The sequence below is a fragment of the Cellulomonas telluris genome (assembly GCF_004886325.1).
GTDB classification, from domain to species: Bacteria; Actinomycetota; Actinomycetes; order Actinomycetales; family Cellulomonadaceae; genus Cellulomonas; species Cellulomonas telluris.
The window spans coordinates 330,473-350,621 of record NZ_QXFN01000003.1 but is presented as its reverse complement, the minus strand read 5'-3'; the positions used below and the strand labels follow the sequence as shown (position 1 = coordinate 350,621).

General features: G+C 75.8%; 14 protein-coding genes and 1 riboswitch. Of the genes, 5 read left to right on the top strand and 9 right to left on the bottom strand.

What is annotated here, in order from left to right; genetic code table 11:
- Positions 1–202 precede the first annotated feature (202 nt).
- Complete coding sequence (pulA, locus tag FB586_RS10485; RefSeq protein WP_136519262.1) at positions 203–6,133, bottom strand: pullulanase-type alpha-1,6-glucosidase; 5,931 nt, start codon at positions 6,131–6,133, stop codon at positions 203–205.
- Positions 6,134–6,367: 234 nt separating this feature from the next.
- Here pulA and FB586_RS10480 point away from each other — a divergent pair, with 234 nt between their 5' ends.
- Complete coding sequence (locus FB586_RS10480; RefSeq protein ID WP_136519261.1) at positions 6,368–7,699, top strand: alkaline phosphatase; 1,332 nt, start codon at positions 6,368–6,370, stop codon at positions 7,697–7,699.
- A gap of 30 nt (positions 7,700–7,729) precedes the next feature.
- On the opposite strand, the gene FB586_RS10475 is transcribed toward FB586_RS10480, so the two are convergent.
- From FB586_RS10475 to FB586_RS10465, 3 genes are all read right to left on the bottom strand, one after another.
- Positions 7,730–7,990 carry a DUF167 domain-containing protein gene (locus FB586_RS10475; RefSeq protein ID WP_246036687.1) on the bottom strand — a complete coding sequence of 87 codons (261 nt, stop codon included), beginning with the start codon at positions 7,988–7,990 and terminating at the stop codon, positions 7,730–7,732.
- A gap of 19 nt (positions 7,991–8,009) precedes the next feature.
- Positions 8,010–8,999: a malate dehydrogenase gene (locus tag FB586_RS10470; protein ID WP_136519259.1), complete on the bottom strand. Its 990-nt coding sequence runs from the start codon at positions 8,997–8,999 to the stop codon at positions 8,010–8,012.
- A gap of 172 nt (positions 9,000–9,171) precedes the next feature.
- Positions 9,172–10,389, bottom strand: a complete 1,218-nt coding sequence (locus FB586_RS10465; RefSeq protein ID WP_136519258.1) for an NADP-dependent isocitrate dehydrogenase — start codon at positions 10,387–10,389, stop codon at positions 9,172–9,174.
- A gap of 259 nt (positions 10,390–10,648) precedes the next feature.
- On the opposite strand from FB586_RS10465, the gene FB586_RS10460 reads away from it, so the two are divergent.
- Complete coding sequence (locus FB586_RS10460; RefSeq protein WP_136519257.1) at positions 10,649–11,746, top strand: aquaporin; 1,098 nt, start codon at positions 10,649–10,651, stop codon at positions 11,744–11,746.
- Positions 11,747–11,849: 103 nt separating this feature from the next.
- On the opposite strand, the gene FB586_RS10455 is transcribed toward FB586_RS10460, so the two are convergent.
- Complete coding sequence (locus FB586_RS10455) at positions 11,850–12,332, bottom strand: DUF3017 domain-containing protein (RefSeq protein WP_136519256.1); 483 nt, start codon at positions 12,330–12,332, stop codon at positions 11,850–11,852.
- A gap of 53 nt (positions 12,333–12,385) precedes the next feature.
- Between FB586_RS10455 and FB586_RS10450 the strand changes: the two genes are divergently transcribed.
- Positions 12,386–13,648 carry an NAD(P)/FAD-dependent oxidoreductase gene (locus FB586_RS10450; RefSeq protein WP_136519255.1) on the top strand — a complete coding sequence of 421 codons (1,263 nt, stop codon included), beginning with the start codon at positions 12,386–12,388 and terminating at the stop codon, positions 13,646–13,648.
- Between the two features lie 152 nt (positions 13,649–13,800).
- Here FB586_RS10450 and purH read toward each other — a convergent pair whose 3' ends face one another.
- Positions 13,801–15,417, bottom strand: coding sequence for a bifunctional phosphoribosylaminoimidazolecarboxamide formyltransferase/IMP cyclohydrolase (purH, locus tag FB586_RS10445; RefSeq protein ID WP_136519254.1), 1,617 nt, complete (start codon positions 15,415–15,417; stop codon positions 13,801–13,803).
- A 31-nt stretch (positions 15,418–15,448) separates the two neighbouring features.
- Positions 15,449–15,537, bottom strand: a riboswitch (ZMP/ZTP riboswitch).
- Positions 15,538–15,586: 49 nt separating this feature from the next.
- Positions 15,587–16,363, bottom strand: a complete 777-nt coding sequence (locus FB586_RS10440; protein ID WP_136519253.1) for a TetR/AcrR family transcriptional regulator — start codon at positions 16,361–16,363, stop codon at positions 15,587–15,589.
- A 131-nt stretch (positions 16,364–16,494) separates the two neighbouring features.
- On the opposite strand from FB586_RS10440, the gene FB586_RS10435 reads away from it, so the two are divergent.
- A complete protein-coding gene (locus FB586_RS10435) occupies positions 16,495–17,469 on the top strand; it encodes an NAD-dependent epimerase/dehydratase family protein (RefSeq protein ID WP_136519252.1) in 975 nt (324 codons plus the stop codon).
- A gap of 21 nt (positions 17,470–17,490) precedes the next feature.
- Here the strand turns inward: FB586_RS10435 and purN are convergent, their stop codons facing one another.
- Entirely contained in the window at positions 17,491–18,111 is a 621-nt protein-coding gene (gene purN / locus FB586_RS10430; RefSeq protein WP_222928356.1) for a phosphoribosylglycinamide formyltransferase, read from the bottom strand.
- 111 nt (positions 18,112–18,222) lie between these two features.
- On the opposite strand from purN, the gene FB586_RS10425 reads away from it, so the two are divergent.
- Entirely contained in the window at positions 18,223–18,819 is a 597-nt protein-coding gene (locus tag FB586_RS10425; RefSeq protein WP_136519250.1) for a hypothetical protein, read from the top strand.
- Here FB586_RS10425 and FB586_RS10420 read toward each other — a convergent pair.
- Positions 18,816–20,114, bottom strand: coding sequence for a cell division protein PerM (locus tag FB586_RS10420; protein WP_136519249.1), 1,299 nt, complete (start codon positions 20,112–20,114; stop codon positions 18,816–18,818). The two genes, FB586_RS10425 and FB586_RS10420, sit on opposite strands and share 4 nt — an antisense overlap.
- Positions 20,115–20,149: the final 35 nt, after the last annotated feature.

Below are 20,149 nucleotides of genomic sequence, written 5' to 3'. Positions count from 1 at the left end.
GCGTTTCCCGGCCGTGACCAGGGCGAACGGGACGTCCCTCGCGCCACCACGGACGCCCGAGCGTTCGACCTGCGAACTCAGGCGGGTCCCTGACTGGCGTCACCGCGCAGGTCGACCCGCAGCCGGGACACGCGTCGAGCGCGGGCGTCCGAGGACGCCCGCGCTCGACGGATGCGCCGCGCACCGCGCGCGGCGGTCGTGCTCAGCCGAACAGGCCGCGCCACCAGTCGCCCAGGCCGTCCCACAGGTCCTGGACCGAGCCGTGCGGCGCCTGCTCCACCAGCACCGCCACCGTGCGCGGCGGCACGGTGACCGTGCCGGTCCCCCGCTGCCACGTCGTGGTCCGGACCACCGGGTCGTGCCCGCGCGCCTGGACCGGCGACAGGGCGTACCGCCGGCCCGCGAGCGCCTCGACCGTCTGCGTCGTGGGCTCGTCGGACGCGTTGACGACGACGAGCACGCCGTCCAGGCGCCGGTCGACGTCGGTGCGCCAGCGCCGCTGCCCGCGGTCCCAGCCCACGCGGTCGTCCACGTGCATGACCACCACGCCCGGGTCGGCGTCCGGACCCGAGCCCGGGAACGTGACCTTCTGCCGGATCAGGTCCGACGACCCGAGGCGGAACAGGCGGGTCGAGGAGCGCAGCTCCAGCAGCTCGGCCGCGGCCTCGCTCGCCGTCGCGACGTCCTGCGGCGTCGGGACGAGGGCCGGGTCGGCCAGCAGGGGCTGCTGGTACGGCCACTTGGCCTCGTTGTCGGCCGCCGGCGGCAGGCCGCGGGCGAACCCGTTGGTCTGGCCCGACCAGTCGAGGACGTTGAACCAGTCGCCCGAGTCGTAGCTGTTGCGGTCGAGCGACTTGCTGCGCAGCAGGTCGGCGCCCGCGTGCCAGAACGACGGCGTCTGGGCGAGCGCGGTCGTCGCGAGCGAGACGGTGTTCATGCGCACCCGGTCGGCCATCGGGGTGTCCTGCGGCAGCTTCAGGTACAGGTTGTCGAACAGGGTCTCGTTGTCGTGCGCGTCGACGTACGTGACCACCTCCTCCGGGGAGTCGGCGTACCCGGCCGGCTGCCCGTTGTAGTCGATCTCGTCGCCCTGCTGGACCTCGCCCGCGCTGGTCAGGAACCCGTAGTCCCGCAGGTTGCCCGCCATGCCGAGGCGGACGAGGTCGGCCTGGTGCCGCACCCGTGCGAGCTGCTCCTCCGGCGTCCCGTTGCCGGGGTCGCCGTTGGGGTCGGTGTACGCGCCGGAGCCGAAGCCCTGGACCGCGCGGGGGTTCTCGTCGAACGGTCCGCCCCCGCGCACGGCGTCGCGCAGCCTGTCGGAGAACGTGCCGATCCCGGTGCCGCCGAGCTGCCCCTGCGTGGCCTGCTCGAACAGCCGGTCGTCGGCCACCTCCCCGAAGTTCCAGCCCTCGCCGTACAGGTACACCTTCGAGCCGTCGACGCCGTCGCGGCGCGGGGTCAGGTCGTCCAGCGCGGCCCGCACCTTCTCCATCGTCTGCCGGGAGTGGTGGCCCATGAGGTCGAAGCGGAAGCCGTCGACCTTGTGGTCCCGGGCCCACGTGACGACCGAGTCGACCATCATCTTCTCGGCCATCGCGTGCTCGGTCGCGACGTTCTGGCAGCAGGTCGACGTCTCGACCTGCCCCGTCGCGTTCAGCCGGTGGTAGTACCCCGGCACGACCCGGTCCAGCACGCTCTTCGCGTCCTGGCCGCTCGCCGCGGTGTGGTTGAACACCTGGTCGAGGACCACCTGCAGGCCGTCGGCGTGCAGCGCGCCGACCATGGACCGGAACTCGGCGATGCGCGCGCCGCCCGTCGCGTCGACCGCGTACGAGCCCTCCGGGACCGTCCAGTGCCACGGGTCGTAGCCCCAGTTGAACGCGTCCCGCCCGGCGACGGCCGTGACGCACGCCTGCTGCTCCGGCGAGTCCGGCGGCAGCGACGCGAGGTCGCACTGCGGCGTCGCCTGCTGCGCACGGTCCTCCTCGATCGACGCGATGTCGAACGTCGGGAGCAGGTGCACGGTCGTGAGCCCGGCGTCGGCGAGCCGGCGCAGGTGGTCGCGCCCGTCGCTGCGGCGCACCGCGAACGCCCCGTACGTGCCGCGCAGCCGCTCGGGCACCGTCGCGTCCGAGATCGAGAAGTCGCGCACGTGCAGCTCGTAGATCGTCTGGTCCACGGGCCGCACCACCGGCTGCCTCGTGCGCTCCCACTCCCTCGGCCGGTACCGGGGGTCGTCCAGGTCGACGAGGACGCCGTGCGTGCTGTTCAGCGTCAGCGCCACCGCGTACGGGTCGGTGACCCGGTTGACCTCGACCTTCCCCGTGGTGGGCGCGTAGACGCTGACCTCCCACAGGTAGGCCGCGCCCGCCCACGCCTTCGGGCCGGAGGCCGTCCATGCGCCGTCGCGCTGCCGCTCGGCGGGAACCCGCGTCGGCTCGGCCGACGTGTCGAGGCGTCCCCGGCGGTCGGCGGGCCAGACCAGCAGGTCCACGTCCTGCGCGGTCGGGGCCCACAGCGCGAGGCTCGGGGCGCCCTTGCGCCACGTGGTGCCCAGCGTGCGGTCCGTCGCCCGGTCCGCGTACAGGTCGTCGAGGACACCCGGCACCTGCACCCCGGTCACGGCCTGGCCGGCGCCGTCGGCACCGGCCTGGCGGACCAGCAGCTCACCGGTGAGCAGGCGCTCGACGGTGGCCCGGTCCGCGTCGGCGAGGCGCAGGGCGAGGTACCCCTCGAGCGCCGGGAAGCGCGCGAGCACGCCCGCCCCGAGCCCGTCGGGGTCGACCGCGAGCGCGTGCGTCTCGCCGCCCGTCACCTCGCCCTCGACGACCTCGAGGGCACCGGCGGGGTCGCCGTGCAGCGTGAACGTCAGGTCCGCGGCGTCCGTGCCCGCGGGGACGAGCGACGTCGGCCACGCGAGCAGGTCCTGCTCGACCCAGTACGCCGCGGCCTGCCCCGTGCCGGGCAGCGGCGGGTCGGCCACGCCGACGGTGAGCACGTGCGTCGCGAGGTCGTACGTGAAGGTCACCGGCTGCCCGCCGGGCGTCGAGAACGCGATGTTCGCGCCACCGGCCGCGCCGCCGGCGCCGTAGTTCTCGGCCCAGCTCAGGCCGTGCGCGACCTTGACCTCGTAGGTGCCCGCGGGCAGGTCGGGGGCGGTGAAGACGGCGCTGCCGTCCCCGTCGCCGTCGATGAGGACGGCCGCCAGGCAGGCGGGGTCCCAGTCCGCGGCGCACCCGAGCTCGCTCTGCGCGCTGCCGGGAAGCGTGATCAGCGCGCCCTGCGCGGACGACGTCGCCTGGTGCGTGGCGTGGTCGTACACGAACGTCACCTGCTGCGGCGCGTCGCCGGCCACCGTGTACGTGATGTTCGCGCCGCCGGGCGCACCGCCGGCGCCGTAGTTCTCGTCCCACGTGCCGCCGATCGCGACCTTGTACTCGTAGGAGCCGGGCGGGAGCGTGAACGTGCCGGCGTAGACCGAGCCCGCGACCTGCTCGAGGCGCGCGGCCTCGCAGTCCGGCTGCCAGTCGCCCGGGCACCCCATCGCGGCGTTGTGGCTGCCGGGGACGCTCACGACGAGGTCCGTCGGGTCGGTCGGCGGCACGACGCCGTCGACGGCCACGCCGACGCTCGCGTACGTCGACGCCGCGCTGCGCCCGCCCGTGACGTCCTCGCGCACCGCGCGGTACTCGACGAGCGTGCCCGGGGCCAGGTCGTCGACGTCGTGGTAGACGCGCGGGCTCGTCGTCTCGGCGGTGCCGAGCGGCGTCCACCCGTCCGAGCCGACGACGCGGTACGCGAACGACGTCGTCGCGAGGACGTCGTCGGCGACGTCGGCGACGACCGGGGCCGAGCCCGTGACCGCCGCGCCCGCACCGGGCACGGTGAGCGTGATCGCGTCGTCGCCCGCCGCGACGGGGGCGTCGGCACGCAGCACGACCGCACCGAGCGCCGGGACGGCGAGCTCCACCGTGCCGTCCGCCGCGGCGGTGACCGGCTGCCCGTCCGCCGTCGTCGTGCCGGTGGTCGCCAGCAGCGGCGTGAACGTCGCACCGGGGGTGAGCGTGTCGACCGTGACGGTCGCGGCCGTCGTGGCGTTGTTCGTCGCGACGAGGTGCTCGACGTCGTCGTCGCCGACGCGGGAGAACGCGTACACCGGGCCGTCGGCGTACCGCTCGACCTGCGCGCCCTCCGTCAGCGCCGGCGTGGATGCGCGCAGCTCCGCGAGGCGCGCGATGTGCCGGTAGAGGGCCGTGTCGGTCCCGAACCGGTCGACGGACCCGGCGGTCGTGCCGTCGAGCAGCGCCTGGTCGGCGTACTCCGGCACCTGCGTCGCGAACAGCGACTGCCGCGCGTCCTTGTCCTTCCCGCCGAGCGAGCCGGCGCCGACGAAGCCCTGCTCGTCGCCGTAGTAGACGACCGGCTGGCCGCGCGTGAGGTACATGAGCGTGTGCGCGAGACCGGAGCGGTCCTGCGCGCTGCCGGCGTCCTTGACCGCGTACCCGATGCGGCCCATGTCGTGGTTGCCGAGGAAGGTCGGCAGCGCCTGCGCGTTGCCCGTCGGCGTCGTGTACCGGTCGTCGCTCGCGTACAGCGCCTGCAGGCCGGCGGCCGGCAGGCCCTTGGCGTAGTTCGCCGCGGCGGCCTGGAACGAGAAGTCGAGGACGGCGTTCATGTCCGTGTCGCGGACGTAGGGCGCGGTCTTCGCGGAGTCGGCGTCGTACACCTCGCCGAACATGAAGAAGTCGGGGTTGCCCACCGACGCCGCGTGCTCCGCGATGCCCGCGGTGAACGTCTCCCAGAACTCGCCGTTCACGTGCTTGACGGTGTCGATGCGGAAGCCGTCGATGCCGAGGTCCACCCACGCCTCGTAGACGTCCACGAAGCCCTGGACGACGTCGGGGTGCTCGGTCATGAGGTCGTCGAGCCCGTCGAAGTCCCCGTAGGTGACGGACTCCCCCGTCCACGTCGAGTTGCCGCGGTTGTGGTACAGCGTCGGGTCGTTCAGCCAGGCCGGGACCTTGAGGTCGGCGTCGGCCGGGTCGACGACGGGGGTGTACGGGAAGGACGTCGCCGGGTCGAGCGCGGGGAAGTCGTCGGTGCCGGCGAAGTCGGCCGGGTCGAACGCCTCGCCGGCGGCGTCGCGGTACGGCTCGGCGGACTGCTCGACGTACGTGTACTGCTTCTCGGCGTAGTCGATCACGTCCGCGGTGTGGTTCGTGATGATGTCGAAGTACACCTTGATGCCGCGCGCGTGGGCCTCGTCGATCAGCGCCTCGAGCTCCTCGTTCGTGCCGAGGTGCGGGTCGATGCGCGTGAAGTCGGTGACCCAGTAGCCGTGGTAGCCGGCGGACGCGTCCGCGCCCTCGCCCTGCACCGGCCGGTTGAGGAACGACGGCGTCAGCCAGATCGCGGTCGTGCCGAGCCCCTCGACGTAGTCGAGCCGCTCGCGCAGCCCCGCGACGTCGCCGCCGTGGAAGAAGCCCTTGTCGGTCGGGTCGAGCCCCGTGACGAGACGGTCGCCCTCGAGCCCGCCGGTGTCGTTGGACGGGTCCGCGTTGGCGAACCGGTCCGTCATGACGAAGTAGAACTGCTCGCCGGCGCCCGGGTCGCGCACCGGCTCCGCGACGAGGTCCGCGTCGGCGTCCGTGTACCCGCCGCGCAGGTCGGTGACGGTGACGACCGTGCGGTGGCTCGTGTCGTCGTACGTGAACGTCAGGCGCGCCGGGCCCGCGAGCACGAGCGGGGTGTTCGCGTCGGTGCCGTCCGCGCCGTACGACGCGTCCCAGGCGTCGTCGAGCGCGACCTTCCACTCGTGGGCGCCCTCGGGCACCTCGAAGGTGGCGGCGAACCGGCCGGGGACGTCGGTCGGGGCCAGCTCGGTCGCGGGGCAGGCGGGGTCCCAGTCGGCCGCGCAGCCGAGCTCGCTCTGGAGGCTCCCGACGAGTGCGACGCCGCCGGGCGCCGCCGAGGCGGCGGTGGGCACGAGCGCCGCGATCGCGCCGACGGCGCCGACGGCGAGCGCGGTGCCCGCGGCCGAGAGCCGGCGGCCGAGGCGGGGACGGTGGGACGGGGCCGGGCGGGGCCGGCCGGGGGGCAGGGACGAGCCAGGACGCGGGCGGGCGCCGACCATCGGGACTCCTTCGTCACGGCACGACGTCGTGCCGGAGGTGGGCAGTCCGGCGACCGTAACCGTTTGCGTCAACTTTCAGCAAGAGATTCCGGCGAAGTCGTCGTACCGGTCGATCCGGACGCCCCGCAGACCCTTGCGGCCCGGGGAGGACGGACGGAGCATGGCGGCAGGGGGGCCGCGTGCCCCCGGCCGACGTCACGGTGAACGACGAGGTTCGACGACGGGGGCGGGACGATGGGCGGTCTGCGTACGGCACGGGGACGGGTCACGGCGGTCGGGGCGACGGCCCTCACGCTGGTGCTCGCGGCGAGCGGCGCCACCGGGGCCGCGGACGGGACGGGTGAGCGGGGCGCCGGCCCCGACGGCGGCTGGTGGGGCGGCGGCTCACGGCCGGCCCGCAACGTCGTCCTCCTGGTCGGCGACGGGCTCGGCATCGCCGCACGCGACGCGATCCGGCTCGCCACGGTCGGACGCGACGGCGAGCTCGCGATGGACGGTCTGCGGTACGCGGGGTGGACACGCACCGACCCCGCGGACCCCGACGACGCGGTGACCGACTCGGCCGCCGGCGCGACCGCGTTCGCCACCGGTGTGCGGACGTACAACGGCGCCGTGTCCGTCGACGTCGACGGCAACCCGGTCCCCACGCTCCTCGAGCACGCCGCGCGGCTGCGCAAGGCGACCGGGCTCGTCACGACCGCGCAGGTCACCGACGCGACACCGGCGGCGTTCGGCGCGCACGTGCCCGACCGCGGCGACCAGAGCGAGATCGCCCGCCAGTACCTCGACGACACCCGCCCCGACGTGATCCTCGGCGGCGGCGAGGACTGGTGGTACCCCGAGGGCGACGAGGGCGCGTACCCCGACGACCCCGCGGACCCGCGGCCGGAGGTCAGCCGCAGCACCGAGGGCGACCTCGTGGCCCGCGCGGAGGCGATCGGGTACGACTACGTCACGACCGCCGAGGAGCTCGCCGCGACCCGTGCCGACCGCGTGCTCGGGCTGTTCGCCAACGAGGAGATGTTCGAGCAGGCGCCCGAGGGCCAGGGCGACGAGTACGCGCCCGTCGTGCCGCTCGCGACCATGACCGCGAAGGCGCTCGACGTGCTCGCGCGCGACCGGCACGGCTTCTTCCTCCTCGTCGAGGAGGAGGGCATCGACGAGATGGCGCACGCCAACAACGCGGCCCTCACCATCGAGGCCGGGCAGGCGTTCGACGAGACCGTGGCGGTGGTGCGCGACTTCGCGGCGCGGCACCGCGACACCCTCGTCGTCGTCGTGGGCGACCACGAGACGGGCGGCCTCGCGATCGAGAACGTCGACGCGGAGGACGAGTCCGGCGACCCCGCGGCCACCGACCCGGGCGTCCTGCAGAGCCTCGAGGACGGCCCGTTCCCGATCGCCGGCAGCGACCTGCAGTTCACGGTGGACTGGACCACGGGCGGGCACACGGGCGCCGCGACGCCGCTGTCGGCCGAGGGCCCGCGGGCGGAGCGTCTCGCCCGCGCGCAGGACAACACGGACGTGTTCAGGGTCGTCCTCGACGCGATGCGGGGGCGCCGCTGACGCACGGGCGGGCTGACCGGGGGCTCCCGGTCAGCCCGCCCGCAGGCGCGCCAGGGCGTGGAGCACCGGCGCGGTCACCGCGTCCTCGTCCACGTCGAGCACCTTGTCGCGGCTCGTCGCGCCCGAGACGAGGCGCACGTGCCGCGGCCGCACGCCGAGCGCGTCGGCCACGGCGCGCAGCACGGCCTCGGTGGCCGCCCCCTCGACCGCCCGCGCCGTCACGGCGACGACGAGCCGGTCGTCGTACGTGCCGCCGACGCGCGAGCGCGAGGCGCCGGGGCGCACCCGCACCGCGAGCCGCACCGGAGCCTCAGACGAGGCCGAGCGAGTGCACCGCCTCGCGCTCCTCGACGAGCTCGGCGACCGACGCGTCGATGCGGGCCCGGGAGAACTCGTCGAGCTCCAGGTCGGGGACGACGGTGAAGGACCCGCCCGACGCCGTCACCGGGAAGGACGAGACGAGCCCCTCGGGCACCCCGTACTCCCCCGTGGAGACGACACCCGCCGACGTCCAGTCGCCCTCGCGGGTGCCGTGCACCCACGTGTGCACGTGGTCGACCGCCGCGTTCGCCGCCGACGCCGCCGACGACGCACCGCGCGCCTCGATGATCGCCGCGCCGCGCTTGGCGACCGTCGGGATGAACGTGCCCTCGACCCAGGCGCGGTCGTCCACCACGTCGAGGGCGGGCCGGCCGCCGATCGTCGCCTGCGTCAGGTCCGGGTACTGCGTCGCGGAGTGGTTGCCCCAGATCGTCACGCGGCGGATGTCGTCGATCGACGCGCCGGTGCGCTGCCGCAGCTGCGCGAGCGCACGGTTGTGGTCGAGACGCGTCATAGCCGTGAACCGGTCCTTCGGCACGTCCGGGGCGTGCGCGGCCGCGATGTACGCGTTCGTGTTCGCGGGGTTGCCGACCACCAGCACACGCACGTCGTCCGCCGCGCCCGCGTTGATCGCCGCGCCCTGGGGTCCGAAGATGCCGCCGTTCGCGCTGAGGAGGTCCCCGCGCTCCATGCCCTTCGTGCGGGGCCGCGCGCCGACGAGCAGCGCGACGTTCACGCCGTCGAAGGCGGCGGTGGCGTCGTCCGTGATGTCGATCCCGTCCAGCAGCGGGAACGCGCAGTCGTCCAGCTCCATCGCGACGCCCTCGGCCGCCTTCAGGGCCGGCGTGATCTCGAGCATGCGCAGGCGGACGGGGGTGTCGGGGCCGAGCAGCTGGCCCGAGGCGATGCGGAAGAGCAGCGCGTAGCCGATCTGGCCGGCGGCGCCGGTGACGGTGACGACAGCGGGGCTGACGGGCACGGGGGTCTCCTTCGGTCGGCGCACGCGGCGGCGCGGGTGCTCGGCGACGGTGGGTGGCGTGCACGTCGCCCACCGGTCCGAACCTACCCCGGCCGCGCCCCCGCAGCCCGCACGCGCGGACGGCGCCCTCCCCGGTGCGGGGAGGACGCCGTCGGCGGTGCGTCGTGCCAGGTCAGCCCAGGCGCGCGGCGAGGTTCTCGTCGAGCGCGGCGAGGAACTCCTCCGTGGTGAGCCACGGCTGGTCCTTGCTGATGAGCAGCGCGAGGTCCTTCGTCATCTTGCCGCTCTCGACGGTCTTGATGACGACGTCCTCGAGCGTCTCGGCGAACTGCGTGACCTCGGGCGTGCCGTCCAGCTTGCCGCGGTGCTTGAGGCCGCCGGTCCAGGCGAAGATCGACGCGATCGGGTTCGTCGACGTCGGCTTGCCCTGCTGGTGCTGGCGGTAGTGGCGCGTGACGGTGCCGTGCGCCGCCTCGGCCTCGACCGTCTTGCCGTCGGGCGTCATGAGGACCGAGGTCATGAGGCCGAGCGAGCCGAAGCCCTGCGCGACCGTGTCGGACTGGACGTCGCCGTCGTAGTTCTTGCACGCCCAGACGTAGCCGCCCTCCCACTTCATCGCGGCGGCGACCATGTCGTCGATCAGGCGGTGCTCGTAGGTGAGCCCGGCGGCGTCGAACTGCTCCTTGAACTCGGTGTCGAACACCTCCTGGAAGATGTCCTTGAAGGCACCGTCGTACGCCTTGAGGATCGTGTTCTTCGTCGACAGGTACACGGGGTACCCGCGCTGCAGGCCGTAGGCGAACGAGGCGCGCGCGAAGTCGCGGATCGACTCGTTGAAGTTGTACATGCCCATCGCGACGCCGCCCGCCTCGGGCATCGTCACGACCTCGAACTGCTGCGGCTCCGAGCCGTCGGCCGGCTCGAACGTCATCGTGATCTTCCCGGCGCCGGGCACCTTGAAGTTCGTCGACTTGTACTGGTCGCCGTGGGCGTGGCGGCCGATGATGATCGGCTTGTTCCAGCCCGGCACCAGGCGCGGGATGTTGCTGATGATGATCGGCTCGCGGAACACGACGCCGCCGAGGATGTTGCGGATCGTCCCGTTGGGCGAGACCCACATCTTCTTCAGGCCGAACTCCTCGACGCGCGCCTCGTCGGGCGTGATCGTCGCGCACTTGACGCCGACGCCGTGCTCCTTGATGGCGTGCGCGGCGTCGATCGTGACCTGGTCGTCGGTCGCGTCGCGGTTCTGGATCGACAGGTCGTAGTAGCGCAGGTCGATGTCGAGGTACGGGTGGATCAGGCGGTCCTTGATGAACTGCCAGATGATGCGCGTCATCTCGTCGCCGTCGAGCTCGACGACCGGTCCGACGACCTTGATCTTCGCCATGCGAGTCCTGCCTCTTCAGTGCCGGGGATGTCGCGCCCAGGTTACTCGACGTCGAGAGACCCGGGGCGGGGCCCCGCCCGGGAGAACCGTCGACCCTCCCGCCGCGCGGCGGCCACCTCCGCCTCCCCTCGTGCCCGGCGCCGCCGGGGCTGGCATGCTGGCCCGCGCACACGACAACGTGCCCCGCACGTCCGGTTTCGTCCGGGTGCGGCCGGCACCTCGCACGGTGGCGACGTCACCTCGAGACGACAGGACCGACATGTCCCAGCAGAATCCTGACAGCCCCGAGGGCACTCCCCTGCCCGAGGACCCCACCCCGGCCGCCGGCGCCACCACCCCGGCCGGCGCGTCCCTGCCCGCCGCCGCGGCGGGCACGCCGGCCCCCGCCGCACCGGACGCCGGCACGTCGGCCGCGGGCCCCGCCGGCGCCGGGCCGGCCGCCGGGTCGACCGCGGCCGCACCGGCCCGTCCCGCCGTCGACGAGGTCGCGGAGGAGGACGCCTACGTCGTCCCCGCCGGCACGGTGGTCACGGCGACCCCCGGGCTGCTGGCCCGCCTGGGCGCCGAGGCCGTCGGCTCGTTCTTCGTCGTGCTGGCCGGTGTCGGCATCGCGCTGTACGCCGCGTTCAGCAACGTCGGCGGCGGCCTCGCCGTGGCCCTGGGCTTCGGCATCGCCCTGCTGGCCAGCATCGTCGCGTTCGGCGCGGTCTCCGGCGGCCACTTCAACCCGGCCGTGACGTTCGGCGCGTGCCTCGCGGGCCGCACGCCGTTCCGCGACCTGCTCCCCTACTGGCTGGCGCAGGTCGTCGGCGCGGCGCTCGCCGCGGCCGTGCTGTACCTGACGATCCCCGCGGGGCTGCCCGGGCTCCTCAGCCAGGGCGCCGAGACCTCGCGCCGCAGCCTCTTCGACGCCACCGCCAACGGCTACGGCGCCCACTCGCCCCTCGCCCGCCTCTCGGGCGACCAGGCCGAGTTCACGCTCGTCGCGGCGCTGCTCGTCGAGGTCATCGCGACCGCCGTCTTCGTGGGCGTCATCCTCGGCGCCACCGACCGCCGCGCGAACAAGGCGCACGTGCCGTTCGCCGTCGGCCTGTCGCTCACGGTCCTCCTGCTCGTCGCGACGCCCGTGACGAACGGCTCGCTCAACCCCGCCCGCTCGCTCGCCGCGGCGCTCTTCTCGCAGAGCTGGGCGCTCGAGCAGGTGTGGCTGTTCTGGGCCGCGCCGCTGCTCGGCGCGGCGATCGCCGCGCTCGTGTACCGCGCGTTCGCGGCCGAGCCGGCCGAGGACTCGCTCTTCGGCGAGGACGAGACCTACGTGGTCGAGGACGACGTCGTCGTCGTGGACGAGGGCCGCTGACGCCCCCTCGCACCGCACCCTCGGGCGTGCGGTCCGGCAGCGCCGGGCCGCACGCCCGCGGCGTCTGCGGGCAGCCGGCGCCGGGACGGCCGGGCCGAGCGGCTCAGGACGTCGGTGCGACCCACGCGAGCGTCGCGAGCGCCGCGGCGGCGAGCAGCAGCACGGCGACGTCGAGGCCCTTGGCCCGCACGCTCACCGCGGCCGGACCGGGCGACGGCAGCACCGCCCGGACGACGGCGAAGACCACGAGCAGCAGCGCGAGGGCGAAGGCGCCGGCTGCGGCACCCGCGAGGTAGGCCGCCGCGACCGAGGCGGCGACCCCGGCGAGCGTCCAGAACAGCGACGCGTTGCGGCCGGCGGCGAGCGAGGCACGCGCGATCGCGCGGGGGTCGAGCGGGCGCTCCTCGGGCGGGACCTCCTCGCCCGCCACGTCCGCCGGCGGCGTCGGGCGGGGGGCGGCGGGGCCGGGCGCGGCCGCCTCCGGGCGGGACGCGACGGCGTCCGGGGCCGGTGCGGCCGGGCTCGTCGTGCGCGGCGGCCAGACGGGTACGGCGGTCGTCGGGCCCGCGTGCCGCGACGTGGTCATGGCGGCTCCCTCTCCCGTCCGACGGACTGCGCGCTCAAGGCTAGCGTTGCCGCGTGAGCTCGCCCACCACCTCCACGACCTCGTCACACGTGTCGCCGCCGGGCGACGTGCTCGTCGTCGGGGCGGGCCTCGCGGGGGCGCAGACCGTCGCCGCGCTGCGCGCGCACGGCTACGACGGCGTGGTGCGGGTGCTCGGTGCGGAGGACGTCCCCCCGTACGACCGCCCGCCGCTGTCCAAGCACCTGCTGGACCGCACCGAGCCCGCGTGGCTCACCGACGAGCTGGGGCTCGACCTGCACGGGCTGGCCGACGAGGTCCGGCTCGGCGTCGCGGCACGGGCGCTGGAGGTGGTGCCGGGCAGGCCGGGTGCCGTCGTCCGCACCGACGGCGGCGACCTGCCGGCCTCCTGCGTGGTCCTCGCGACGGGTGCGCACGCGGTGCGGGTGCCGGCGTGGCCGACGGCGCTGACCCTGCACACCGCCGCCGACGCGGACCGCCTGCGGGCCGGTCTGGACGGGGGACCGCGCCGGCTCGTCGTGGTCGGCGCCGGGTGGATCGGGGCGGAGGTCGCCGGCGTCGCCGCGGCCGCGGGTCACCAGGTCACCGTCGTGGAGGCGCGCGACGCGCCGCTGACGACCGGTCTCGGTGCGCAGGTCGGTGCGCTCACCGCCCCCTGGTACGCGGACGCCGGGGTGGACCTGCGGCTCGGTGCGACCGTCACGTCGGCCGGCCCGGACGGGGTGCGCCTGGCGGACGGTGCGCACCTGCCCGCCGACGTGGTGCTGGTGGCGGTGGGTGCCCGCCCGGCGACGGGCTGGCTCGCCGGTGCGCTGCCGCTCACCGACGGCGCGGTCGCCGTCGACGCGTCGTACCGGGTGCTCGGCCCCGCCGGGCCGTTCGAGGGGCTGCTCGCGGTGGGCGACGTCGCCCGTCGGCGCTCCGCCCGGTACGGCTGGGTGCCGGGCGGGCACTGGGACGAGGCGCTGCGCGGCCCGGACCTCATGGTCCGCCGGCTGCTCGGCGTCGACACCGACGGCGGCGAGATCACCCCGTACGTCTTCTCGACGCAGCTCGGGCACGACCTGGCGATGTTCGGCCTGCCCGGCGCGGACGACCGGCCGACCGTGCTCGGCGACCCCGCGGCCGGCGGCTGGTCGGTGCTCTGGACGCGAGGGCTCGAGGGGCCGGTGACGGCGGCCCTCGCCGTCGACCGGCCCCGCGACGTCGGTGCCGCGCGCCGGCTGCTCGGCGGCGCGGAGCTGCCGCACGTCCGCCTCGACGGCGTGACCAGCCTCGCGGCGCTCCCCCGCCGCTGACCGCCGGCCGTCCCGTCCCCGCGGCACCTGCGGCCGACCGCCCACGAGGTGGGACGGCCGGGCAGGCGACCTGCTCGTCCGACGGGCCCGGCCGCGGCCCCACCCGAAGGACGAGCAGGTCAACCGGGCCCGGCGGGGAGCCGGTCCGGCTGTCAGTGGGCGAAGTGGCGCGTCCCGGTGAGGTAGAGCGTCACGCCGGCGGCCGCCGCCGCGGCCACGACCTCCTCGTCACGCACCGACCCGCCGGGCTGCACGACCGCGCGCACCCCCGCGTCGAGCAGCACCTGCAGGCCGTCCGCGAACGGGAAGAACGCGTCGGACGCCGCGACCGCACCCCGCGCCCGCTCGACGTCACCGGTGTTCGCGCGCTCGACCGCGAGGCGGCACGAGTCGACGCGGTTCACCTGCCCCATGCCCACGCCGACGGACGCGCCGTCGTGCGCGAGCAGGATCGCGTTCGACTTCACCGCCCGGACCGCGCGCCACGCGAACCGCAGGTCCGCGAGCGTCGCCTCGTCGGCCGGCTCGCCGGCGGCCAGCGTCCAGGCGGCCGGGTCGTCGCCGGGTGCGTCCAGGCGGTCGACCGACTGCAGCAGCAGCCCGCCCGAGACGGGTCGCATCTCGACCCCGCCGGACGGCGGGGTGTCGACCACGAGCAGGCGGATGTTCTTCTTCTGCGACAGCAGCGCGAGCGCGTCGTCGTCGAAGCCGGGCGCGACGACGACCTCGGTGAACACCGGCGCGATCTGCTCGGCCGCGGCCAGCGTCACGACCTGGTTGGTGGCGATCACGCCGCCGAACGCGGACACCGGGTCGCACGCGTGCGCCTTGGCGTGCGCGTCGGCGACGTCCGCGCCGACGGCGATGCCGCACGGGTTCGCGTGCTTGATGATCGCGACCGTGGGGGCGTCGTGGTCGTGCGCGGCCCGCCAGGCGGCGTCCGCGTCGACGTAGTTGTTGTAGCTCATCGCCTTGCCGTGCAGCTGGCGGGCCTGCGCGAGCCCGCCCGGCCCGTGCCCGGCGGTGTAGAGGGCGGCGCGCTGGTGCGGGTTCTCGCCGTAGCGCAGCACGTCCGACCGCTCCCAGGTCGCGCCGACCCACGCCGGGAACCCCGTGGCGACGCCGTCGACCTCGTCGGTCGTCGTCGCCACGTTGCCCATCCAGGACGCGACGGCCACGTCGTACGTCGCCGTGTGCACGAACGCCTGCGCGGCCAGCCGGGTCCGCTCGGCGAGGGTGAACCCGCCCGCGGCGACGGCGGCCACGACCTCGTCGTAGCGCGCCGGGTCGACGACGACCGCCACGCTCGGGTGGTTCTTGGCGGCCGCGCGGACCATCGAGGGGCCGCCGATGTCGATCTGCTCGACGCACGCGTCGACGTCCGCCCCGGACGCGACGGTCTGCGTGAAGGGGTACAGGTTGACGACGACGAGCTCGAACGGCGCGACCCCGAGCTCGTCCAGCTGGGCGAGGTGCTCCGGGCGGCGGGTGTCGGCGAGGATCCCGGCGTGCACGCGCGGGTGGAGGGTCTTGACCCGGCCGTCGAGGCACTCGGGGAACCCGGTGAGGTCCTCCACGCGCGTCACGGGGACGCCGGCCGCGGCCACGGTGGCGGCCGTCGAGCCCGTGGAGACGAGCTCGACCCCGGCCGCGTGCAGCGCGGTCGCGAGCTCGACCAGGCCGGTCTTGTCGTACACGGACAGCAGCGCGCGGCGCACGGGGCGGCGCGTGGCGTCGGAGGCGAGCGAGGACGTGGGCGCGTCGGACATGGCGTCTCCAGGGGCAGCGTCGGGCGGAGGCCCCGTGCACCCAGGCGGGCGGTGCAGGGGAAGAGCGCTGCGGCCGCTCCCCGGTGGTTGCCTCCACCTGCGCCAGTCACGACCGGCGTCGAGTCTACCGGCGGCGCACCGGTGCGCGGCCCCGCCCGGACGGGTGCGGTCAGGCGTCGGCCGCGTCCTCCTGCCACACGGCGTCGAGGTCGACGTGCAGTCCCACCCCGGCGGCCGCGGTCGCGATCGTGACGTCGAACGTGCGCCGCGCGTCCTCGTGCACCCCCCGCAGGTGGCCGAACAGCTCCGCGCTCACCGCGCCCAGCAGGCTGCTGAACAGCGTCAGCGACCGCACCGCCGCACGTCGGCGCCCGACCTCGTCGAGCGTTCCCCAGGCGCCCCGCTCCGCGCCGAACGCGTGGACGCCGGGCGTGACGACGCCCTCGGGGTCGAACTCCGGCCCGACCGGCTGCAGACTGCCGTCCGCGCCGGCGTCGACGAGGCAGTCGACGACGACGCCCCACACGCGCAGGGCGGGCGCGACCGTGTCCTGCGGGGCGGCGTACCCGCGCACCGGCGTGCCGTAGATCAGCTCGTACGCGTGCCGGTCCGCGAGGGCCCAGGCCCGCACCGCCCGGGCGACGTCCAGCCAACGGCGGGCCGGCGTCCGTCCCGCCGCGCGCGACGCCGCGGCGGCGTCCTCGCACACCTGCCCGACCGCGTCGTAGGACTCCGCGACCAGGAGCGTGAGCAGGGCGTCACGCGAGGGGACGTAGCGGTAGACGGCCGACGAGGCGAGCCCGAGGTCGCGCGCGACCGCGCGCAGCGACAGGCCGGCGGCGCCCTCCTCGACGAGGCGCGCACGCGCCGACGCGAGCAGGTCGCGCATGAGCTCGGCCCGCGCGCGCTCGCGCGGGGTCGTGCGGGGGACGGGCGGCGTCGGCATGGGCCGATGGTGCCCTGCGAGAGCGGGCGACGCAAACGAGAGCACCGCTCTTGACGCAAGCGAGGAGGGCTGCGAGCATCGCTCACAGCAGAGAGCACCGCTCTCGCACGGATCCGTCGGAGGAGACCGCCATGTCGCGTCAAACCGTCCTCGGCAAGGGGCCCATCGGCCGCACCCTGGCCCGCCACCTCGCCGACGCGGGCCACGAGGTCCGCGTCCTGTCCCGCTCCGGCCCGCGGCCGGGCACCCCCGCGCGCACCACGACCGCCGCGGGCGGCAGCATCGAGCACCACCGCGTCGACGGCACCGACGCGGGCGCCCTCGTGCGTCACGCCCAGGGCGCGCAGGCGCTCTACAACTGCGTCAACCCGGCCTACCACCGGTGGGTCACGGACTGGCCGCCCGTCGCGGACGCGCTCCTCACCGCCGCGGAGCGCACCGGCGCGGTCCTCGTCACGGCCGCCAACCTCTACGTCTACGGCGCGGGCAACCGGCACATGCACGAGGACGACCCGCTCGCCACGCGCGAGACCAAGGGCCGCGTCCGGGCGCAGATGTGGCACGACGCCCTGGCACGGCACGAGGCGGGGGCGCTGCGGGCGACCGAGGTGCGCGGCAGCGACTACCTCGGCCCCGGGGCAGAGGCGCACGCGCACGCCGGCCCGCGCATGCTCGCCCCGCTGCTGGCCGGCCGCACGGTGCGCCCCATCGGGTCCGCGGACCAGCCGCACACCTGGACCTACCTGCCCGACTTCGCCGCCGCGCTGGCCGCGGCCGCGACGACGCCGGACGCGTGGGGCCGCCCCTGGCACGTGCCGTCGCCCGAGCCGCTCACGTTCCGGTCGCTCGTCACCCGGTTCGCCCGGGCGGCGGGCGTGCCGGTGCCGCGCATCGCACCCGTGCCGATGGCGGCGGTCCGCGCGGTGGGCCTGGTGCAGCCGATGCTGCGGGAGGTCGCCGCGATCGCGTACCAGTTCACCGAGCCGTTCGTCGCCGACGACACCGCGAGCCGACGCGCCCTCGGCCTCGAGCCGACCGACTGGGACACGGTCGTCGCGACGACCCTCGCGGCGTACCGCGCGGAGACGCCCGGCCGCGCCGCCTGAGACGCGGGCAGGGCCGGGGCGTCAGCCGACGACGACGCGCCGGCCCTCCACGCGCATCCCCCCGCGGGCGACCTCGCCCACGGCGCGCACCAGGAGCTCGCGCTCGACCACCTTGATGCGCTCGTGCAGGGACGCCTCGTCGTCGTCGGGCTCCACCGGCACCGCGGCCTGGGCCACGATCGGCCCGGTGTCGACGCCCGCGTCCACCACGATCACCGAGCACCCCGTGACCTTCACGCCGTACGCGAGCGCGTCGCGGACCCCGTGCGCCCCGGGGAAGGACGGCAGCAGCGCGGGGTGCGTGTTGAGGACGCGTCCGCCGAACCGCTCGAGGAACGGTGCGCCGAGCAGCTTCATGAACCCGGCGAGGACCACGAGGTCCGGGTCGAACACGGCGACGGCCTGCGCGAGCGCCCGGTCCCACGCCGCGCGGTCGTCGAAGTCCCGCAGCCGCACGACGGCCGTGGGGACGCCCGCCTCGCGGGCGCGCTCCAGCGCGAGCACGTCCGGCCGGTCCGAGACGACCCCGACGACGCGCGCGCCGTACGCGGGGTCCGCGTGCGCCGCCAGCAGGGCCGCGAGGTTCGAGCCCGTGCCCGAGACGAGCACGACGAGGCGGCGGGTGCCGTCGGCGCCGCGCACGGGCGGGCTCGGCGGCGGCGGGGTGGGGCGCGCGGTGGTCACGCGCCCGAACGGTACCGGTGCCGACCCGGCTGCGACGGGGCTCTCCCGCGGTGCGGGATGATGGGGCCCATGGGCAACCCCTGGGCACCGCCGGAGCACCCCCGACCGCAGGGGACGTCCCCACAGGTCCAGGACGGCGCCGACAAGGGCCCGCGTCCGTCGCAGGGCCCGGCCGCGCCGCCACGGCCCGTGGACGCCCCCGACCCGGCCGGCCCCGGCGGCTCGCCGGGCGCACCGGGACGCCCCGCTCCCCCGGCGCCGGACCCTGCCGGCCTCGCGCGCAGCACCCGCACGTCCGCGTGGGGCGCCGTCGCCCTGCTCGTGGCCGTCCTCCTCGTCTCCGCGCCCTACCCGTGGGCGTACGCGACGCCCGTCGCCTCGCTCGCCGCGCTCACGCTCGGCATCGTCGCGGTCGTCCGGGGCCTGCGCGCGCACGCGCGCGGTGCCACCGTGGTGCTCACGTCGGTCCTCGTCGTCGCGTCGGCCCTGTGGACGCTCATGAGCGTGCAGGTCTTCGTGTACGCGTCCGCCCGGGAGGCCCACCAGGAGTGCCGGGCGCGCGCGCTGACCGTCCAGGCGGAGCGGGTGTGCGACGCCCGGCTGGTCGAGGACATCGAGCGCACGACCCGCTCCCTGCTGCCCACCGCCCCCGAGGGGCGCGCCTAGCCCGCCTCGGCGCCGTCGTCGGCGGCCGTCGTCCCGGCGCCGCGACGCCGATGCCACCGCTCGCGGACCGCGGCCCGCACGGTGGTGTCCGCGGGGACGGCGAGCAGGAGCGCGCCGACGCCCACGCCGGCGGCGGTGACCAGCCCCACGAGCGCGGCGCTGCCCCCGACCTCGGCCATGCGTCCGGCACCGGCCGCTCCTCCGGCGACGAGCTGGAGCACGGCCGCCAGGAGCCCGCTCGTACCCGCGACCACGCCGACGGCCGTCAGCACGTCGCGCACGCGCACGGGGACGAGCCACCGGTGGACGGCCGACCCGGCGAGCAGCCCGACGGCGACGAGCACGGCGGGCACGGCGACCAGCGCCCCGCCGGCGAGGTCGGGAGCCGGCAGCGCCCCGAGCATCGGCACCGCCGGCAGGGGCCCGGCGACGACCTCGGCCGGGGCGAACCGGGTGCCGGCGCCGACCGCGAACCCGGGGCCGGCGAGCCACGCCAGCACCCACACGACGAGGTTCGGCAGGTAGGCCAGCTCGGCGACGGCGAGCACCACGCCGCCGACCGCGTCGAGGCCGAGCATCCCGACGACGTCGGCGACGGTCGCCCGACCGGCCACCACCCACACCGCCGTGAGCAGCGCGGCGACGGCGACGAGGGTCGCGACCGCCAGGGTGCCGGCCCGCAGCCCGACCAGGACCGCCGTCGGCACCCGGGCCGCCACGGGCGCGAGGAGGTCGCCGAGGGCCGGCGCCTCGGGCCGCCGCAGGAGACCACGGCCGAGCCCCACGCCACCGACGACGAGACCGCCGAGCAGCGCACGCAGCACACCTCCGCCACCCGTGCCGCAGACGAGCGCCACGAGGGCCGCGAGCAGCGCGTACGCGGCCACCGAGGCCAGCGCGCCGCTGCGGGTCGCGACGCCGGAGCGCCGCGCGGACGCGGCGCACGTGAACGCCGCCAGCAGCGTCAGGCCGAGCGGGACGAGCGTGACCTCGGCCCCGCCGACCGGCGCCGGCACGCCGTGCGCGAGCAGCCACAGGTGCGCCGCGACCACGACCGCGCGCGTCCACGCCACGTCGGCGTTCGACGGGTCCGCGGAGGTCGCGACGAACACCGCGACCGCCGGCACCGCGAGCACGAGCAACGACAGGGCCGCCCCCTGGAGGGCGGCGAGGACGCCCACGCCCCAGCGCGGCGCACCGTCGATCGCGCTGGTGAAGAACGACGGACGCGCGTCGTCCTGCAGCACGCGGCGGGCGCGTCCCGTGACGGGGACCGGACCGGTGGAGGGGGGCACGGGTCCATGGTCGCGGGTGGGACGCGTGCGGGCGC

Excerpts from the sequence above, each read along its gene's own strand:
- FB586_RS10440 (WP_136519253.1), bottom strand. The coding sequence starts at position 16,363 with ATGCCGACGCCGCCCGTCCCCCGCACGACCCCGCGCGAGCGCGCGCGG.
- FB586_RS10480 (WP_136519261.1), top strand. The coding sequence starts at position 6,368 with ATGGGCGGTCTGCGTACGGCACGGGGACGGGTCACGGCGGTCGGGGCG.
- FB586_RS10455 (WP_136519256.1), bottom strand. The coding sequence starts at position 12,332 with ATGACCACGTCGCGGCACGCGGGCCCGACGACCGCCGTACCCGTCTGG.
- FB586_RS10435 (WP_136519252.1), top strand. The coding sequence starts at position 16,495 with ATGTCGCGTCAAACCGTCCTCGGCAAGGGGCCCATCGGCCGCACCCTG.
- FB586_RS10465 (WP_136519258.1), bottom strand. The coding sequence starts at position 10,389 with ATGGCGAAGATCAAGGTCGTCGGACCGGTCGTCGAGCTCGACGGCGAC.
- purH (WP_136519254.1), bottom strand. The coding sequence starts at position 15,417 with ATGTCCGACGCGCCCACGTCCTCGCTCGCCTCCGACGCCACGCGCCGC.
- pulA (WP_136519262.1), bottom strand. The coding sequence starts at position 6,133 with ATGGTCGGCGCCCGCCCGCGTCCTGGCTCGTCCCTGCCCCCCGGCCGG.
- FB586_RS10425 (WP_136519250.1), top strand. The coding sequence starts at position 18,223 with ATGGGCAACCCCTGGGCACCGCCGGAGCACCCCCGACCGCAGGGGACG.
- FB586_RS10460 (WP_136519257.1), top strand. The coding sequence starts at position 10,649 with ATGTCCCAGCAGAATCCTGACAGCCCCGAGGGCACTCCCCTGCCCGAG.